We start from the raw sequence: 17,973 nt of genomic DNA on the forward strand, positions 1-17,973 counted from the left end.
ATGAAAGGCATAATCCTTGCCGGCGGATCCGGTACGCGGCTTTATCCCATCACTAAGGGCATCTCTAAGCAGCTCATGCCCATCTATGACAAACCGATGATCTACTACCCGTTGACCACGCTCATCCAAGCGGGCATTCGGGAGATCCTCATCATCACCACCCCAGAGGACGCTGGGGCGTTTCAACGGCTCTTCGGGGATGGTTCCCAACTCGGGTTGATGATCGATTACGCCGTCCAGCCCCGCCCAGAAGGATTGGCGCAGGCCTTTTTGATTGGGGAGGATTTCATTGGTGATGATAGCGTTGCGCTGGTCCTCGGCGATAATATCTTCCACGGCTTTGGCGGGGAGCTAAGCCAGTGCCGCAATCCAGAAGGCGGCATCATCTTTGCCTATGAGGTATCGGATCCACAGCGCTACGGAGTCGTGGAATTCGACCAGGCCGGTCAAGCACTGAGCATCGAAGAAAAGCCGGAGGAACCGCGGTCTAATCACGCCGTCGTCGGGCTGTATTTCTACGATAATTCTGTCATCGATATCGCTAAGTCCATTACGCCTAGCGATCGCGGGGAGCTCGAGATTACCTCCATTAACGAGGCCTACCTGCGCCGCGGCGCGCTGAGCGTGCAGCGCCTCCACCGCGGTAGTGTTTGGCTGGATACCGGCACCGTCGATTCCATGAGCGAGGCCGCCGCCTATGTAGAGGTGATGCAAAAAAGGACGGGCATCGTCATCGGTTCCCCCGAAGTGGCAGCCTATGAAGCCGGATTCATCTCCCAGGCGGAGCTGGAAGCGCTAGCCCAGCCCCTCCTCAAATCCGGCTACGGGGAGTACTTGCGCGATTATTAGTAGCCGCGCTCGATGTACTCGTCGATGCGCGCCGCTTCCGCACCCACCGTCGTGGCATCGCCGTGGCCCGGCAAGACCTTCGTGTCATCCGGCAGGTTGAAGACGACGTTGCGCAGGGATTCGATGATGACATCGAAGTCCGAGTACTTGCGCCCCGTCGCGCCAGGGCCGCCGTTGAACAGGGTATCGCCAGACAGCAGCGTGCCATCGACGTAGAGGACGACGCAGCCCGGCGAGTGGCCCGGGGTGTGGTAGACGGTGATCTTCTCGCCGTTGATGTCGAACTGACCGTTATCGGCTAGGTCGATGTAGTGGGCATCGCCATTCGCCTCTCGCCAGAGCATGTCATCGTCCGGGTGCATGTAGACATCCGTGTCAAAGCGCTTCGCCGCCTCTGGCGCGAGTTCGCAGTGATCGTTGTGGCCATGGGTCAAGATGATGCCCTCGACCTTGCGATCGCCCACCAGCTCCGCCACGGCATCGAGATCGTGGGAGGGGTCGACGATGTAGACGCTGGAGGCATCGCCAAGTACGTAGACGTTATTGTCCACGTCCCATTCGCCGCCATCCAGGCGGAACTTGCCAGAAGTTACCGTGCTGTCAATCTGCATTAAAATTCCACCACCGAACGCAGTACCTTGCCGTCCTTCATAGTTTGGAAGGCAGACTCGACATCGTCAAGCGCGATGCGCTCAGAAACGAACTTATCCAGCGGGAAGTTGCCGGCCTTGTGCAGGGCAACGTATGCGGGGAAATCGCGCTCCGGCAAGCAATCGCCGTACCAAGCCGGCTTGATGGAACCGCCGCGGCCGTAAAGATCGATGGCCGGGATGTCCACATGATCGGTCAGGTTAGGCACGCCCACCATCACCATGCGGCCGGCGTGATCGCGGGAGTAGAAGGCCTGGCGCCACGTCGGCTGGATGCCCACCGCGTCAATGGAAACGTCCGTGCCGAAGCCGCCGGTGATATCGCGCACCGCATCGATGACCTCCTGCTCCGACATGCCCTTCGAGCAAATGGTGTCGGTGGCGCCGAACTCGCGCGCGGTCTCCAGCTTGGACTCGTCGATGTCTACGGCGATGATCTTCGCCGCGCCCGCCAGCTTCGCACCGGCAATCGCCGCCACGCCGACGCCGCCGCAGCCGAAGATGGCTACGGACTCGCCCAGCTGGATATCGCCGGTATTAACGGATGCGCCGAGGCCGGCCATGATGCCGCAGCCCAGTAGGCCGGCAGCTGCGGGGTCCATGTCATCGACCTTAGTGCACTGGCCCTCGTGGACCAGGGTTTTCTCTGCGAAGGAACCGATGCCCAGCGCAGGGGTGAGCTCGGTGCCGTCCTCCAAGGTCATGGCCTTGGAAGCGTTGTGGGTATTAAAGCAGTACTTGGGCTCGCCCTTCTTGCAAGCGCGGCACTCGCCGCACACTGCGCGCCAGTTCAGGACGACGAAATCGCCCTCCTCCACGTGGGTGACCGCAGAACCTACGGTCTCCACCACGCCTGCCGCCTCGTGGCCCAGCAGGAAGGGGAAGGCATCCTCGATGTCACCATCGCGGTAGGCCAAGTCGGTGTGGCATACACCGCAGGCCTGTACCCGCACGATGACGTCATTGGGGCCGGGATCGGGAACAACGATATTTACGGTCTCAACTTCCGCGCCCTTAGAGCGGGCAATAACAGCTTTTACAGTCATGTCCACAACCATACCTACATTTTCAATATGGCCGCGGTAATGAAAATGGTTGCTAGGAAGCGGCAATGACGTTGGCCGCGTGCTCGTGGCCGCGCTGGTTCATGTGAATAGGCAGGTTGCCGGGACCCGCCGTAAAGTCCACGAGACCTGCCCACATACGGTCATTCGCATTAGCGCACATGCCGTTATTGCGGGTCGAGGGCTTCATATCCAAGAATTGCACGCCGGTGCGCGCCGCCAAATCAACCTGCATCCACTGCGCCTTATTCTCGTAGTCCTGGGCCATGGGCAGGAAGGTCGAATCCAGCGGCGTCGGACCAACGTGAATGAGGCAATAGTGCGACCCCGAACCGATGGTGGGGTAGCCCACGATCTGGATGCGGGCATTCGGCGCGGCGCGCTTAATCCGCTCAACCTGCGGGGCGGTGCGATCCGTAAATTCCTGACGGATCTGCGTCATGTTCAAATCAGGGTGGTTATAGGTGTCATTAAAACCGGTGGTAATCAGCACGCGCGCCGTATCCGGGGTCAGCGCGCCAGATCCGATGGCGGCATCCACCTGCTGCCAGATCTGCGGGCCGTTGGACATCGACACCGCACCAGCGCAGGAGAAATCGCGCACCGGCAGGCCAATCTTGGCACCGGTGCGCTTCGCATAGTTGAAGGAAGTGGGGCAGTTCTCCCCGATCACCCGGGAGGGATTGAAGCGGTCCGCCAAGTATTCCCCGCCATTCGGATCCGCCATGACCGAGTCACCGAAGGAGACGAGATTGCGTTCTGCCGCGCTAGCCTGCGGCGCGGCCACCGCACCTACCACCGCGATCGCGGAAGCTACGACCGAAAATGCTTTGAGTTTTATGGATTTCATCGAGAGACCTTTTCTTCACACGTCGTCACTTAAGTGTATATTAGTCACTCTAGTAACATTTTTCGAGTTAAAAGCAACACGATCTTTTCTTCTGACGATATCGTTTGTAGTTATATTTTCGTTATCTTCTCTTTTCGGAGCTTTCTCTTCCATGAAATTGACTGATGTTCCCTTACACGCCTCCGCGCTCAGCCAGTTCTTCCCTGCCCTCTTCAAGTCGGGGCTTATCACCCGGCAAGGCGGGCTTGGCGGGCAGCTCAAGCTCCTGCCCAACCTCGCGCGTTACCGCTTCACCACGGCGCGCGAAATTGAGCAGGCCTATTTAACCTGCCCAGATCGCCTCGCGCTTATCGATGACGACGGCACCCTCACCTACCGCCAGCTGCGATCCCACGCGCAGAATTTCGCCCGCTACCTGCAGTCCTTGCAGCTGCCGGAGATCCGGCTCGGCGTCATGGCCCGCAACGGCCGCGGCATCATCATTCCCTTGGGAGCCAAGGGTTACGCCGGCGCCGGGATCTACCTGCTCAATGTCGGTTCTTCCCCAGAGCAGCTCGCCGGCTGCATCGAAGAAAATGGCATTAACGTCCTCGTCATCGATGATGAATTTATCGATCGCGTCGACCCCAACCTCGATATCCCGGTCATCATTGCCCACGATACGGGAGCAAGCGATCTGCCCACGCTCGATAAGATCGTGAAAAATCCCCTGGATATCGAGCTGCCCGCCTTTCCCAAGCACGGCCCCATCGTGCTGATGTCCTCCGGCACGACCGGCATCCCCAAAGGCATCGTCCGTCCCGAGCCGACCTTGCCGGTTGTCCTCGCCTCCATCGTGGGCAATATCCCGTGGCGCGCCGATCAGCGCGTGCAGATGACGGCCTCCATCTTCCACACCTGGGGGTGGGCCTGCATCAATATCGCTCTGGGGCTGCGCAATACCATCGTTACCCGCCGCGTTTTTGAACCGGAGCAGGTGCTTGATGATGTCCAACGCTACCGCCTCGACGGCATGCTCTCCTCCCCCATCTTTTTCAAGCGCTTGGTGGATCACGATCCCGAGGGTTCCTTCGATACCTCCAGCCTGAACTTCATCGCCTCTGCCGGCAATGCCCTTACCCCGCAGGTGGTCAAGGACACCAACGCGCGCTTCGGTCCCATCCTCTGCAATGTTTATGGTTCCACGGAGCTGGCGCTTGCCTCAACGGCCACGATGGAACAGGTCGCAGAAAACCCCGACGTGGTGGGCAAGGTGGCCAATGGCACCAAGCTGCGCATCCTCGATAAGGAGGGCCACCCCGTTCCCCGCGGCGAGGTGGGTGAAATCTACCTCACCAATTCCACCGCCATGACCGGCTATACCAACCCCAAGCTCAAGCTCAATCGGGTCGATGGGCTGCTGTCGATCGGCGATCTTGGGTACATCGACAAGCAGGGCTTCCTCCACGTCGTGGGCCGGGCCGATGACATGATCATCGTGGGCGGCGAGAATGTTCATCCCCAGTCCGTGACCGAGGTGCTCGAGGCCATGCCCGGCATCGATGAGGTGCACGCGGGTGGCGTGGAGGATAGCGAGACCTTCAGCCGCATCGCCGTCTGGGCGGTGCCTACTGCCGATGCCGCCGGCCGCGAACTGACTGCCGATGCCATCCGCGCCTGGGTGCACGATAAGCTCGCCGAGCACTCCGTGCCCCGCGACGTGCACTTCCTATCCAAGCTGCCGCGCAATGCCACCGGCAAGGTGGTTCCGCGCCTGCTTAAGCACGGCGACTAAGTTTTTCAATGCCCCACCACATCGGTGGGGTAAAGAGCACGGCAATAAGCCAATAAATCAACCAGAAGCTGCCGTTTAGCCCTACCACCGCGATGCTAACTATAAGGATCGCAGCCGTCACTGCACTGGCATATACGGATTTTCTTACATTATTATCGGACTGATTCCCAGACTCGGTTTTCGACTTCCCGCTGAGTTTCCGATCAACCGCGCGTATGATGTCGCCGCCAAAGACCAGCGAAAATGCGATATAAAAAGCTGCGAAACCGTGCATGAATCCCGCTTCGCCGTCAGTATGCAGAGTGAAAAATGAGAAAATTAACAAGACTATGTCAATAATTGGCGTAGCGATAAAGAATGCCAGTCCAATTCTTGGGGCCTTGACGATGTAGCGGAGAACACCACCCAGAATAAGGCACGCCCAAAAGAGGATTTCTGCTGCGACGGTAGCAATAAGCAATGTATCGTCCGCTCTCTCATCGAGGCCATATAGCCTGCTTCTATTGAAGGAGAGTTTACATTAAAGAAGAGAACCCGCACATATAAAAATGGAGCCGCCTGCGAGAATCGAACTCGCGACCTTTTCATTACGAGTGAAATGCTCTACCGACTGAGCTAAGGCGGCGCGCTGTATAAGCAGCACTGGCGATTCTATCGCAGGGGTGGCGCGGAAAAGAAATCGGGGCTCAGGGTCGGTTTTTGGCGGGCCGGCGCTAAAGACCGGCCCTAGAGGCAGGCCCGCCGCATCCTGCCCACCAAGCCGTCGAAGGCAATCTGCGTGCCCACGTTCTGGGTCAGCTGCTCGCGGCAATAAGAAATGGCGGACTGGCACTCCAAGAGGCCCTCTTCGCTCACCCGCTGCGCCAGCTCGCCAGATAGCCCCGCGAAATCCGGGTGGGTCATCTCCACCTGCGCGCCCACCTTTCTCATCAGCGCGTCGCGGTAGATTCCGGAGAGATCGACGAGTACCAGGTCGAGATTATCGATAACCCGTCGCTTCGCCCGCTTCTTGTGCTGTTCTTGCAAATCCTTGATAGCGGAGCGGGCATCACGCTGCGCCTTCGCCGCGCCCTTGCCCTTTGCGCCCACGCCAAAGGTATTTTCCAGCTTGGCAAGCTCCGCTTCTTCTTCCTCCTTGTGCGATTCCTTCGCATCCGCATCCACCAGCTTGAGGAGCGAGGTCACCGCCTGGAAGCCTTGGGATTCGTGGAAGATGTCCTCTGCTAGGTTGATGGCCACCGCCCGGCGTTTTTGCACCGTAGGATCTGCCACCAAGTGGCGCGCCCTGCCCACGTGGCGCAGGGAAGTCACGGCGGCGAGGCGGGCATCGTGATCCGAGGCGCCTTCGCTCACCAACTGCGCAACGATATTTTCCACCGACGGCGAGGGGATGTACAGGTGCCGGCAGCGCGAGCGGAGGGTCTGGGAGAAGTCCTCGGGGGCATCGGAAGGCGCGCACATGATGATCACGGTGCGCTCCGGCGGCTCCTCCACCGTCTTCAGCAGCGCGTTGGCGCCATTATTGTTCAGGCGATCCGCGTTATTGAAGATCACGACGCGCCACGGGGCGACCGTGGGCAAGCTCGCGGCGCGTCCGATGACCTCGCGCACCGTATCCACCGGGATGATGACCTCCTGCGGGTCCACCAAGACCAGGTCCGTGTGCTGCTTAGTCTCCAGCACGGCGCGGCAGGCCTCGCATTTTCCGCAGCCCGGCTCCTCCGGATCCGCGCACATGAGCGCGGCCGCGAAATCGATTGCGGCCAAGGAGCGCCCGGAACCGGGCGGGCCGGTAAAGAGCCAGGAGTGGCTCATCGCCCGCGGATCTGCCCCCGGCATCCCCCGCGCCGCCCGCGCGGCACCCAAGATAGTGCGGGCCACACCTGGGGTATCTGCCAATCGTTGCGCAACGCTTCCCGTATTCACTCGCTCTAGCCTACTGGTCTTACTACAGTAAGTAGTTATGAACAGACTATTGCGTGGCGCTCGTTGGCTTATGGGAACCCAATGGCCGGTATACGCTGCCTTGGTCTTGGGCGCCAATATCATCGGCGCCATCGCGATCATGACCTTCATCCTCTATTTCCTGCCCATGCCGGAAATCGAAGACTTTGCCGCCGAGCTGCCCAACCTGAAGGGAGTGGCGGCGGTCTACCTCATCTTTGCGGTCATCATCGGCATCGCCGCTACCCTGCTGCTCTTCCGCCCCGTGCTGGACTGGCAGCGCAATCCCGATGCACACGATCCGAATATGGTGCGCACCCTCGTACTGCGCATCCCTGTTTACCAATCCCTGGTAGCGGCCGCAGTCTGGCTCATCGGCATCATCTTGACCGTGGCTATCTCCAGCGGGCAATCCGGGCGCCTCGGGCTCGTCGTGGGTGTCTCCACCACCCTGGCGGGCCTGGTGGTCATCATCTTGACCTACCTACAGGCCGAGCGCCTCGTGCGACCCGTCGCAGCCCAGGCCGTCGCCCGCCGCTTCGAAGATTCCACCGTCGAACCGCCCATCAAATACCGCCTGTTTTCCACCTGGCTGATGACCTCCGGCGTGCCGCTGCTCGGCATCGTGCTGGTGCTGTTGGGGCAGCACACCGGGCTCTTCTCTGGCGATGCCAGCGAGATCATCCCGGCCATCGTGGCGCTGGCGCTCACCGCGCTGGCCACCGGGTTTATCGGCACCAGCTTTGCCATCATGAGCGTGGTCGATCCCATCGTGGAGCTGCAGGATGCGATTAACCGCGTGCGCCGCGGCGAAGCCGATGCCGAGGTCGATATTTACGATGGATCCGAGCTCGGCGTCCTCCAAGCCGGTTTCAATGAGATGATGCGCGGGCTGCGCGAGCGCCAGCGCGTCCGCGATATCTTCGGGCGCTACGTGGGCACCGAGGTGGCCCAGCGCGCCCTTGATGAGCGCCCAGAATTGGGCGGCGAGGACCGCAAGGTCGCGGTGCTGTTTATCGATGTCATCGGTTCCACCACCTTCGCTGTCAACCACTCCCCAGAGGAAGTGGTCACGGAGCTCAATAAATTCTTCGAGCACGTCGTAACGGTGGTGCACCGCAATAAGGGCATCATTAATAAGTTTCAGGGCGATGCCGCCCTCGCCGTTTTTGGCGCACCGCTCAATGTGTACGACTCGACCTCGATGGCCCTGCAGGCCGCCCGCGAGCTGCGCGGGGAATTGCGCGGGCTCGAGCTGCAGGCCGGCATCGGCGTCGCCTCCGGCCACGTGGTGGCAGGCCACATCGGCGGCGCGGATCGCTTCGAGTACACCGTCATTGGCGATGCCGTCAACGAGGCCGCCCGCCTGACCGAAATGGCTAAGGACACCCCCGGCCAGGTCCTGACCAACGCCGCCACCCTAAAGACGGCCAACGAGGCCGAGCAGGCCCGCTGGACCGTCATGAAATCCATTGAGCTGCGCGGGCGCCGCCGCATGACCCAGCTGGCCCGCCCCATTCGCGCCAGCCTGGCAGAACGGTGCGAAATCTAGTGGCCAGAACCCGCCTCATCGTGCCCGATGCTGCGCGCGGAATGGCGCTTTTAGGCATCGCGATAGCGAATATGACCACCGCGTGGATCATCACTGAGAACCGGCCGGGCGCGTATTTCGGCGGCATCCTCGATGACAGCGTGCTCGATAAAATCGCCGTCGTCTTCGGCGCTTTCTTCGTGCACAATCGCGGCCTGCCCATGTTTTCTACCCTGCTGGGCTTCGGCGTGGGGCTTATTGCGATGAGCCTGTGGCGGCGGGGATTTCCGCTGGGGGAGGCAAGGAGGGTCATCGCCAAGCGCTATGGCTTCCTCGCGCTGCTAGGCGCGGTGCACATGGTGCTGCTGTTTTGGGGCGATATCATGTTTGTCTATGGCATAGCGGGCATAGTCATTGCGCTGCTGCTCACGCTGCATAATTCTACGCTGCGCAAGATTTCTCATATCGCGCTCGGGGTGCTGACGGTGCTCGGCATCGCCGCGTTTATTTTCTCCGCGGTTGACGGCGGGCTCGATATCCCCGTCGATGCCATTGGCACGGTAAATTCCTACGGTGACCTGCTGCTGAGCCAGCTTCTCACCCTAGGCGCGCAGATAATCTCCGCCCCGCTCATCGTGCTGATGTATCTGCCGGTCATGCTGGTGGGCTTTGTGTGGGCGCGCGAGGGCGTGCTTGCCGATGTCCCCTCTCACCGCCCCCAACTCCTGCGCTGGGTGGCCATCGCCGCCGCCGTAACGCTGGTCATTGGCACGCTGTGGTCCTTGGGTACCCTCGGGGTTATCGATCAGCGCTGGGCAAGCGCGGCCAGTAGCGCCAATTCCTTCCTCGGCGTGCTGACCGGGCCGGGAATCCTCGCCGGGCTCGCCCTTATCTTGCAACCCGTGCAAGAGCGCCTAGCCGCCGGCGCTTCCGTGCCTGCGCTCTTGTGGCCCTTCGTCGCGCTGGGTAAGCGATCCATGAGCGGTTACGTGGGCCAGTCGATACTATTTTTCCTGCTCGTGCACCCCTTCACGCTGGACTTCGGCCACGAGCTTGGTGCCTTTGGACAAGCCGGGCTCGCCTGCGGCGTGTGGCTGGTGACCGTAATCGGCGCCTGCGTGCTCGAAGCGCTGGGCCTGCGCGGGCCCTTCGAAGTGGTGCACCGCCGGCTATCTTATGGCCCGAGCATGCAGCCGGAGCGGAGCGTACCCAGTCAGGACCTTACCTAGTCAGGGCATCGACTAGCAGGAAGTGCCCCAAGGCAAAAGCGCCGGCCTCCGCTGCGCCCACCGCCCGGGCCGCCTTCGTGGGCTTGGCCTGTTTCTTGTTTTTCTTCAGTATCCGCGTCTTCTGCTGAGACTCAGCAAAAGACAGCCGCGCCCGCAGCGCCGTCAGGCCTTCCGCCGCAACCAAGAGGTTCGCGCCGTGGCTCAAGCCCTTCGTCGCATCGGTGCGCAGGCACGGATCGCCCGCCAGCGCCGAGGTCGTGAGCACCGCCGCGCCGCCGACCGCTACCGCGGTCCGGGTGGGCTGCTTGCGCGCAGCGACGATCGCCGCTACCCAAGCGATGGCGCGCAGGCCCCACCCGCGGGCATCGTTGCGCGCGCCGTGCCGATAAAGCACCCACGAATAAGCCGCGTGGCTAGCGCTAACGCCAGCTACCCCGAGGAGGGAGGGGCGGTGCAAGCGGCGCGACTTTTCCGCCTGCCCCACCGCGCCGGCCAACAGGGCGGGGCTCAGGGTGGGGTCCTGCGCCTCCGCGGCCAATAGCGGCAAAAGCGGCGCGCTCGTGACGGCGTGGGCCTTCTTCCAGCCAAAAAGGCGGGACCACACCGTGGACTCGCCTAGCGTTAGGTACGCAAAACGCCGCCAGCCCCGCGGCGTGCGCCGGGCTGGGTCGGTGACATCAGCAAAAGTTTCGGACACCGCGCGGGTCAAGGCCGCGGTGCCTTCCTCGGTGCGCGCAAGAAAATCATTCATGCCCGCCACCTTACTTATCTCAGTACTTATTTCTTGCGCGAGCCGGCCTTCACCACGTTCTTCGTGCCGGGCGAAGGCTTCGAGCTGGATTTCTTAGCTGCCTTCTTAGTGGCCTTTTTGCTCGACTTTTTGGTCGCCTTCTTGGTGGCCTTTTTCGTCGATTTCTTCGTCGACTTCTTTGTGCTCTTCTTAAAAGACTTTTTCGTTGATTTCTTCTTCGTCTCCCCAGAGGCCTCTTTGGCACGGCGCTCGGAAAGGAGCTCATTGGCGCGGGCATCGGTAAGCTGCTCCGGATCGTCACCGCGGCGCAGGGACGCATTGGTGGTGCCGTCCGTGACGTACAGGCCGAAGCGGCCATCCTTAACGGTCATGGGCTTGCCCGAGACGTCATTATCGCCCAGCTGCTTCAGCGGCGGCTGTGCGGCCGCGCGGCCACGGCGCTTCGGCTCCGCATAAATGCGGCGGGCCTCTTCCAAGGTGATGCTAAAGATCTGCTCTTCCTTAGCCAGGGAGCGCGAATCCGTGCCCTTCTTCAGGTACGGGCCGTAGCGGCCGTTTTGGGCGGTGATCATCTCCCCGTCGTCCACGCCCACCTCGCGCGGCAAAGACAGCAGCTCAAGGGCCTGTTCCAGCGTGACGGTCAGCGGCTCCATCGAGCTAAACAGCGAAGCTGTGCCCGGCTTCAGCTTCTCATCAATGTAGTCATTGATGCGCTTTTCCTTCTGCTTCGCTGCGGTCTTGGTCTCCCAATTCTTGGCGCGCTTGCCTTCCTCGGCGCGCTGCTTATCCTCTTCGGCGCGCTCCTTCGCGACGATCTCCAAGGCCTCCGCCTCGGCCTTTTCCCGCTCATCATCGCGGACGACCTCGGTGACATAGGGGCCAAAGCGGCCTTCCTTCGCCACCACCATGCGGCCGTTTTCAGGGTTTTCGCCCAGCTGGCGTCCGCCCTGCGAGGTGGCGAAGAGCTTTTCCGCCAGCTGCTCGTTCAACCCGTCCGGGGTCACGGTCTCCGAAAGGTTGGCGCGCTGGTATTCCACGCTGCCGTCCTCGTTGGTGCCGATCGCGCGCTCGATATAGGGCCCGTAGCGGCCGACGCGCACAAAGACCTCGCGGCCCTCCGAATCGGTATAGAGCTTCAACGAGTTGACCTTGCGGGCATCGATGGCCTCGAGGTTGACATCGATAAGCGATTTCAGCCCGCCATGCCGCGCGATGGATGCCGCCTTGTGCTCGTTGGCCTCAGCGTTGCCAAAGTAAAAGCCGTTCAGCCAGTCCGTGCCATCCTCCGTGCCGGTGGCAATGGAGTCCAGCTCATCTTCCATGGAGGAGGTGAAGTCATAGTCCACCAGCTCGGTGAAGTTTTCCTCCAAAAGGCCCACCACAGCGAAGGCTACCCAGGAAGGAACCAGGGCGTTGCCGCGCGAGACCACGTAACCGCGGTCCTGGATGGTCTTGATGATCGAGGCATACGTCGAAGGACGGCCGATACCCAAGTCTTCCATCTTTTTCACCAGGCTGGCTTCTGTATAGCGCGCCGGCGGGTTGGTGGAGTGGCCCTCTGCCGATACCTCTTCGGCCTTCAGATCGCGGCCCTCCTCCAAGTGTGGCAGGCGGTTTTCGCTCTTTTTGCTCGTATCCTCGTCGGCGCCGTAAGCCTTCAAGAAACCCGGGAAGGTAATGGTGCGGCCGGTTGCGGAGAACTCGACGTCATAGGCGCCATTATCCGTCGTCGCGGTGCCAGCCACGGCCACCTTCATGGAGGTGCCCTTGGCATCGGCCATCTGCGAGGCCACTGTGCGCTTCCAAATCAGGTCATAGAGCTTAAATTCCTCCGCATCCAGCTGGCTAGACAGCTGGCCCGGGGTGGCAAAGGACTCACCGGCGGGGCGGATCGCCTCGTGCGCCTCCTGCGAGTTTTTGACGCGACGGTCATAGACGCGCGGGGAATCCGAGACGTATTCTTCGCCATAAATGCTGGTAGCGGAGCTACGCGCGGCGTTCAAGCCCTGCTTGGACAGCGAAGAGGAGTCCGTACGCATATACGTAATGTGGCCGTTTTCGTAGAGGCGCTGCGCAATGCGCATCGTGCGCTCCGAGGTAAAGTGCAGGCGCCGGCCCGCCTCCTGCTGCAGCGTCGAGGTCATAAACGGCGCATAAGGCTTGCGGGTATAAGGCTTGTGCTCAACCCCGGCTACGGTCATGCCCGCGCCCTGCAGGGCCTTTTCCAAGGCCTCCGCCTGCGCCTGGGTGATGACGATGACGTCCTTTGTCTTCACGTTTCCGCGATCGTCGAAGTCGCGGCCCACAGCCACGCGCTTGCCATTGACCGCGGTCAGGCGCGCGTCAAAGGCCGACGGCCCCTCGCCGCTGCCGGTGCCCGCGTCCAAGGTGGCGAGCAAATCCCAGTAATCGGCGGAGATAAACGCCATGCGCTCGCGCTCGCGCTCGACGATGACCCGCGTGGCCACCGACTGCACGCGCCCAGCCGAAAGGCGCGGCATGACCTTCTTCCACAGCACCGGCGAGACTTCGTAGCCGTAGAGGCGGTCGAGGATGCGGCGGGTTTCTTGGGCATCGATAAGGTCATAGTCCAAGTCGCGGGTGTTTTCCGCCGCCTCCAAGATGGCGGACTTGGTGATCTCATTAAAGACCATGCGGCGCACCGGCACCTTGGGCTTTAAAACCTCCAATAGGTGCCAAGCAATGGCCTCGCCCTCGCGGTCCGGGTCTGTTGCCAGCAAGAGGTTATCGCACTGCTTCAGCTTGGATTTGAGGTCAGCGACCTTTTTCTTCTTATCCGGGCTAACGACGTAGAGCGGGGCGAAGTCATCTTCCGGGTTAACACCCAAGCGGGCCCAAGATTCTTTCTTGAACTTCGCCGGCACGTCGGCAGCGCCCCGCGGGAGATCGCGGATATGGCCCACGGAGGCCTCCACGATGTAGTTATCTCCCAGGTACGGCTGGATCTTTTTCGCCTTAGTTGCCGACTCCACAATCACTAAAGTTTTGCCCGGCTCGGCCGCTTCTGCCACTTCGACTTCATCCCTTTCGATGATGCGAACATTAAAATTTGTGCGCTTTCAGCAATCGCCCCTAGCGTACACAGGTGGTTTATACCGTTCTTCGCACCATATACTTGGTACTACCAAAAGGCTTAGTAGGGGGCGCTTCGCACCCCCACCGAACCGGTCTATACTGACCTTTTTAGAAAGTCCAGCAGCTGTGAAAGCATTGTTAGGGACGATAGCACACCCACAACACACCCCGTGGAGGATTAGATGGTTGACACAGTAACGATGTGGATTGAAGCCATCATGGGCACGGAGTGGGTTTATCCCATCGTGGGCCTGCTCATTTTCGGGGACTGTTTCTTTCCAGTGCTCCCCTCTGAAATCCCGCTGAATATGGTCGGCGCTTGGGCCGGTTCGCAGGGATTTCCGCACCTGCCCACCATGTTCTTTGTGGCGCTCGTAGCCGCCATGCTGGGTGATAACCTGTGCTTTTTGCTGGGAACGCGGTTTATGCCGCTGCTTAACCGCATCCAAAAAGGAACGAAGGCCTACGAGGCCCTCACCTGGGTAAAACGCAATGTGCGCCGCGGCGGTGGAGCGGCCATTATCATTGCCCGCTTCATCCCCTCAGCCAGGCTCTTTATGACCATTTTGCTGGGGTCAATGCGCTTTCCCTGGCCGGTCTTCCTCTTCTTCGACACCATTGGCGTAATGCTCTGGATATTCCAGGCCTTGGCCATTGGCTATGTGGGCGGCATGGCGTTCTCCGATACCCCACTGTTTGCGATGGTTATCAGCATTATCGCCGCCGTATTCATCGGCTTGGGGCTGCAAAAGGCCCAAAACAGCATCATAGAGTGGTGGGACACCCGCCGCGGCTACGCCGAAACGCCCTACGGCGCTTAAAAACCCTAGAGAATTTTAGAGAATGGAAACGGCCTGCGCCTGGTCGCCCTTCGGGCCGGATCCAACCTCGAAGCTGACCTTCTGGTTTTCTTCCAAGGTGCGGAAGCCGCTGCCCTGAATTTCGGAGTAGTGCACGAAGATGTCTCCGCCGCCGTCCTCGCGCTCAATGAAGCCGTATCCCTTTTCGGAGTTAAACCACTTAACGGTTCCTTGTGTCATGGTGAACTAAGTTCCTTTTCTTAAAGAGGTAGCGCGGAATGCCGCGCCGGTAGTTATTCGGTAAATGGGTCCTCGAGCAGTACCGTGAAGTATAAAACCGCACCAAGACGACATTGGCCTGTCAACAGTGTGACACGTTCCACGCCAAAGCGATAGATTTAACTCACAAGGGGGTAAAAATTGTCTCACCCGGCTGGTGATAACCCCATTGGTGAAGAGCTCCTAGAACTCATCCAGCGGCGCCTTTCTGAGTCCACCCTGACGTTTCACACCACGCTCCCGGCAAAACGGGCGCGCTACGCCGACTGGCCAGAGTGGGTGCTGCCGGGGCTGAAGGAGAAGGTGGTAGATGGGGGCATCGGCAAGCTCTATGCCCACCAGGCCGAGCTCGCCGAATGCGCGTGGCAGGGCCGCGACGCCGTGATTTCTACCGGCACCTCCTCCGGCAAATCCTTGGGCTACCAGCTTCCCATCCTCACCCGGCTGGCAGAGGATCAGACCGCGTGCGCTCTCTACCTCACCCCCACCAAGGCCCTGGGATCGGATCAGCTGCAGTCCGCGCTCGAGCTGTGCCGCGGGATTCCGGAGCTTAAAAACGTGGTGCCCGCGCCCTATGACGGCGATACGCCCCAGGAGTCGCGGGCGGGCGTGCGCGATCATTCGCGCCTGGTGTTTTCCAATCCCGATATGGTGCACATGTCCATGCTGGCCGCGCACGCGCGGTGGGCGCGGGTGCTGCGCCACCTGGAGTTCGTCGTCATCGATGAATGCCACTCCTACCGGGGCGTATTCGGCGCCAATGTGGCTCTGGTTCTGCGCCGCTTGCTCCGCCTGTGCCGGCATTATGGATCGCGGCCCACCGTCATTTATGCCTCCGCAACGATGAATGACCCGGCCCGGCATGCCGAGCGCCTGACCGGCCGCCCGGCGCACGCTATTACTGAGGATTCCGCCCCCACCGGCGCGCGCACGGTCGCGCTCTGGGAACCTGGGTATCTGGAGGGCGCGGAGGGCGAGCACGGCGCCCCCGTGCGGCGCGCGGCCACCACCGAGGCCGCCGAGATGATGGCGACCTTCATCGCGGAAGGCGCCCGGACCATGACCTTTGTGCGCTCCCGCCGCTCCGCCGAGGTCGTGGCGATGGTAGCCGCCGAGACCCTTTCCGGCAGCTTGGGTCGGCCGGATTTCGCGCAGCGCATCGCCGCCTACCGCGCCGGCTACCTGGCCGAGGACCGCCGCCGCCTGGAGCAGGCGCTTGACGATGCCTCCCTTTTAGGCGTCGCCACCACCTCCGCCCTCGAGCTGGGCATCGACGTCGGCGGGCTCGATGCCGTGGTCACCGCCGGATTTCCTGGCACGGTGGCCAGTTTTTGGCAGCAGGCCGGGCGCGCGGGCCGGCGCGGGCAAGGCTCGCTCGTGGTGCTCGTCGCCCGCGATGAACCCATGGATACTTTCCTGGTGCACCACCCCGATGCGCTCTTGGGCAAGCCGGTGGAAGCGAGCGTGTTCAACCCCACGAATCCCTATATCCTCTTTGGCCATATCTACTGCGCGGCGGTGGAAAAACCGCTCGATGATGCCACCATTGCTAAGTGGGGTGCCAGCGAGGTCATCCACCAGCTTGCGGAGCAGGGACTCGTCCGCCGCCGCGAGCGCGGGTGGTTTGCCGTGCCCATTCCTGCCTCTAGCGCGGAAGAGCTTTCGCCAGAAACCGCCCACTCGGCGGTATCGCTGCGCGGTGGGGCGGGCGAGGAGGTCATGATCGTGGATGCCTCAGATGGCCGGCTCTTGGGCACCATCGATGCAGCGCGCGCGACCAGCCAGGTCCACCCCGGCGCGGTCTACCTGCACCAGGGCGAAAGTTTTGTCATCGAGGAGCTCCTCCTATCCGATTATGTGGCGCTTGCCCGCCCGGAGACCCCCGAGTATTCGACCACCCCGCGCTCCACGACGGATATTCGCATCGTGCGCGAGGCCGATAACCTGGTCAATTACTCCCCAGGCCTGTGGGTGGCGGACGTGGAGGTCGAGGTCACCGACCGCGTCACCGGCTATCAGGTGCGGCTTGCCGATGGCACCATCGGCGACGATATCCCCCTCGATCTCCCCGAACAGCGGCTGACCACCCGCGCCGTGGCCTATACCATCGACCCGCTGGCGCTTTCTGCGATGGGCATTACCGCCGCCGATATCCCCGGCACCCTGCATGCGGCCGAACATGCCGCCATTGGCCTGCTGCCGCTTATCGCCACCTGCGACCGCTGGGATATCGGCGGCGTATCCACCGCCCTGCACGCGGATACACAGCTTCCCACCATCTTTGTTTACGACGGCCACCCCGGCGGCGCCGGGTTTGCCGAAGAAGGCTTCCGCCGCTTCCCCGAGTGGATCGCGGCCACCTTTGAGGCGGTGCGCTCCTGCCCCTGCGAGGCCGGGTGCCCATCGTGCGTGCAATCGCCCAAGTGCGGCAATGGCAATAACCCGCTGAGCAAGGACGGTGCCATCAAGCTGCTCGGCGCGCTCGTCACCATGACGCAGGAGGCCGCGGTTTAGACCGGGCCCGCCTTGGCCGTGGCGCTCTGGCCGCGCACCGCGGCAACGGCGATGATATCGGGTACATTTTCTGTGCATTCCTCGAGGCTCGCGCCGTTATCCCGCGCGGTGCTTTCTGCGGCCGCACATGCATCCTTGCCGGTGGCTAAGGCCCACGCGCCGGCCACGGCGGCAAGGTCCGCGGCCACTTGCGCTTCATGGCGCGCGGTCACACGGGATCCCACCGCCGCGATGACCAGCAATAAGCTGATAATGGCGACGATGATTCCGGTGGCTGCGATGGTGGCGTATCCATCCTCGCCGTGGAGCCTGCTAGTCATTGCCGGCCACCTCGGCGGGAAAGACCGCTTCCGCGCTCATAGTGCCAATGGGAGCATCGACGCTTACCGATGCCCTGATAAGCCCCGCACTTTCCTGCACGCTCACCCGGGCATCCTCGCGCGCCGGTTGGTACTCGACGCCAATGGCGTGCGACCTAGCCGCCGCGCCCGCCATATCCACCGCCGCGATATAGGACGCCATCGTCGCAATCGCACCGATGATGCCCGCCGCCACGAGGACGAGGGAGCTTAATGCCAGGGCGGCCTCGATGGTCACGGAACCATCGTCATCGACTACCGTGCGCATGATTCCTCCTTTCTT

General features: G+C 61.6%; 16 protein-coding genes and 1 tRNA gene. 6 read left to right on the plus strand and 11 right to left on the minus strand.

Translation table 11 applies throughout. The features are described 5' to 3' along the window. On the plus strand, positions 1-849 hold the full coding sequence (rfbA, locus tag ABRP86_RS00895; RefSeq protein ID WP_298695097.1) for a glucose-1-phosphate thymidylyltransferase RfbA: 849 nt from the start codon (positions 1-3) through the stop codon (positions 847-849). Here the strand turns inward: rfbA and ABRP86_RS00900 are convergent. The 3 genes from ABRP86_RS00900 to ABRP86_RS00910 are packed head-to-tail and all read right to left on the minus strand — an operon-like array spanning position 846 to position 3,413. Then, positions 846-1,460 (minus strand): MBL fold metallo-hydrolase, encoded by a 615-nt coding sequence (locus tag ABRP86_RS00900; protein WP_298695095.1) that lies wholly within the window; start codon positions 1,458-1,460, stop codon positions 846-848. The two genes, rfbA and ABRP86_RS00900, sit on opposite strands and share 4 nt — an antisense overlap. Continuing rightward, positions 1,460-2,545 carry an S-(hydroxymethyl)mycothiol dehydrogenase gene (locus ABRP86_RS00905; protein ID WP_349862101.1) on the minus strand — a complete coding sequence of 362 codons (1,086 nt, stop codon included), beginning with the start codon at positions 2,543-2,545 and terminating at the stop codon, positions 1,460-1,462. The genes ABRP86_RS00900 and ABRP86_RS00905 overlap by 1 nt, the downstream gene beginning before the upstream one ends. 52 nt (positions 2,546-2,597) lie before the next feature. Then, complete coding sequence (locus tag ABRP86_RS00910; protein WP_349853423.1) at positions 2,598-3,413, minus strand: GDSL-type esterase/lipase family protein; 816 nt, start codon at positions 3,411-3,413, stop codon at positions 2,598-2,600. 151 nt (positions 3,414-3,564) lie between these two features. Between ABRP86_RS00910 and ABRP86_RS00915 the strand changes: the two genes are divergently transcribed. Further along, a complete protein-coding gene (locus ABRP86_RS00915; protein ID WP_349862102.1) occupies positions 3,565-5,187 on the plus strand; it encodes an AMP-binding protein in 1,623 nt (540 codons plus the stop codon). Here ABRP86_RS00915 and ABRP86_RS00920 read toward each other — a convergent pair. The 3 genes from ABRP86_RS00920 to ABRP86_RS00930 form a co-directional block, all read right to left on the minus strand. Further along, positions 5,171-5,647 (minus strand): hypothetical protein, encoded by a 477-nt coding sequence (locus ABRP86_RS00920; RefSeq protein WP_034666791.1) that lies wholly within the window; start codon positions 5,645-5,647, stop codon positions 5,171-5,173. The genes ABRP86_RS00915 and ABRP86_RS00920 overlap by 17 nt on opposite strands. Before the next feature lie 89 nt (positions 5,648-5,736). Further along, positions 5,737-5,812 (minus strand) — tRNA-Thr (locus ABRP86_RS00925). Positions 5,813-5,913: 101 nt separating this feature from the next. Further along, entirely contained in the window at positions 5,914-7,113 is a 1,200-nt protein-coding gene (locus ABRP86_RS00930) for a DNA polymerase III subunit delta' (protein ID WP_349862103.1), read from the minus strand. Positions 7,114-7,150: 37 nt separating this feature from the next. On the opposite strand from ABRP86_RS00930, the gene ABRP86_RS00935 reads away from it, so the two are divergent. Further along, positions 7,151-8,683 (plus strand): adenylate/guanylate cyclase domain-containing protein, encoded by a 1,533-nt coding sequence (locus ABRP86_RS00935; RefSeq protein WP_034659466.1) that lies wholly within the window; start codon positions 7,151-7,153, stop codon positions 8,681-8,683. Continuing rightward, positions 8,683-9,891: a DUF418 domain-containing protein gene (locus tag ABRP86_RS00940; protein ID WP_349862104.1), complete on the plus strand. Its 1,209-nt coding sequence runs from the start codon at positions 8,683-8,685 to the stop codon at positions 9,889-9,891. The genes ABRP86_RS00935 and ABRP86_RS00940 overlap by 1 nt, the downstream gene beginning before the upstream one ends. On the opposite strand, the gene ABRP86_RS00945 is transcribed toward ABRP86_RS00940, so the two are convergent. Together ABRP86_RS00945 and topA are read right to left on the minus strand one after the other, a co-directional pair. After that, positions 9,884-10,642, minus strand: a complete 759-nt coding sequence (locus tag ABRP86_RS00945) for a hypothetical protein (protein ID WP_349862105.1) — start codon at positions 10,640-10,642, stop codon at positions 9,884-9,886. The two genes, ABRP86_RS00940 and ABRP86_RS00945, sit on opposite strands and share 8 nt — an antisense overlap. 26 nt (positions 10,643-10,668) lie before the next feature. Continuing rightward, complete coding sequence (gene topA, locus ABRP86_RS00950) at positions 10,669-13,674, minus strand: type I DNA topoisomerase (protein WP_349862106.1); 3,006 nt, start codon at positions 13,672-13,674, stop codon at positions 10,669-10,671. Positions 13,675-13,920: 246 nt separating this feature from the next. On the opposite strand from topA, the gene ABRP86_RS00955 reads away from it, so the two are divergent. After that, positions 13,921-14,559 carry a DedA family protein gene (locus tag ABRP86_RS00955; protein WP_239268918.1) on the plus strand — a complete coding sequence of 213 codons (639 nt, stop codon included), beginning with the start codon at positions 13,921-13,923 and terminating at the stop codon, positions 14,557-14,559. Between the two features lie 15 nt (positions 14,560-14,574). On the opposite strand, the gene ABRP86_RS00960 is transcribed toward ABRP86_RS00955, so the two are convergent. After that, positions 14,575-14,778, minus strand: coding sequence for a cold-shock protein (locus ABRP86_RS00960; protein ID WP_005276524.1), 204 nt, complete (start codon positions 14,776-14,778; stop codon positions 14,575-14,577). Between the two features lie 180 nt (positions 14,779-14,958). Here ABRP86_RS00960 and ABRP86_RS00965 point away from each other — a divergent pair, with 180 nt between their 5' ends. Next, positions 14,959-17,331, plus strand: coding sequence for a DEAD/DEAH box helicase (locus tag ABRP86_RS00965; RefSeq protein ID WP_349862107.1), 2,373 nt, complete (start codon positions 14,959-14,961; stop codon positions 17,329-17,331). Here the strand turns inward: ABRP86_RS00965 and ABRP86_RS00970 are convergent. After that, positions 17,328-17,651 carry an Rv3654c family TadE-like protein gene (locus tag ABRP86_RS00970; RefSeq protein WP_349862108.1) on the minus strand — a complete coding sequence of 108 codons (324 nt, stop codon included), beginning with the start codon at positions 17,649-17,651 and terminating at the stop codon, positions 17,328-17,330. The genes ABRP86_RS00965 and ABRP86_RS00970 overlap by 4 nt on opposite strands. Further along, positions 17,644-17,958 carry a hypothetical protein gene (locus ABRP86_RS00975; protein WP_023016597.1) on the minus strand — a complete coding sequence of 105 codons (315 nt, stop codon included), beginning with the start codon at positions 17,956-17,958 and terminating at the stop codon, positions 17,644-17,646. The genes ABRP86_RS00970 and ABRP86_RS00975 overlap by 8 nt, the downstream gene beginning before the upstream one ends. Between the last annotated feature and the right edge of the window lie 15 nt (positions 17,959-17,973).

Source organism: Corynebacterium sp. KPL3927 (assembly GCF_040225835.1).
Taxonomy (GTDB): Bacteria; Actinomycetota; Actinomycetes; order Mycobacteriales; family Mycobacteriaceae; genus Corynebacterium.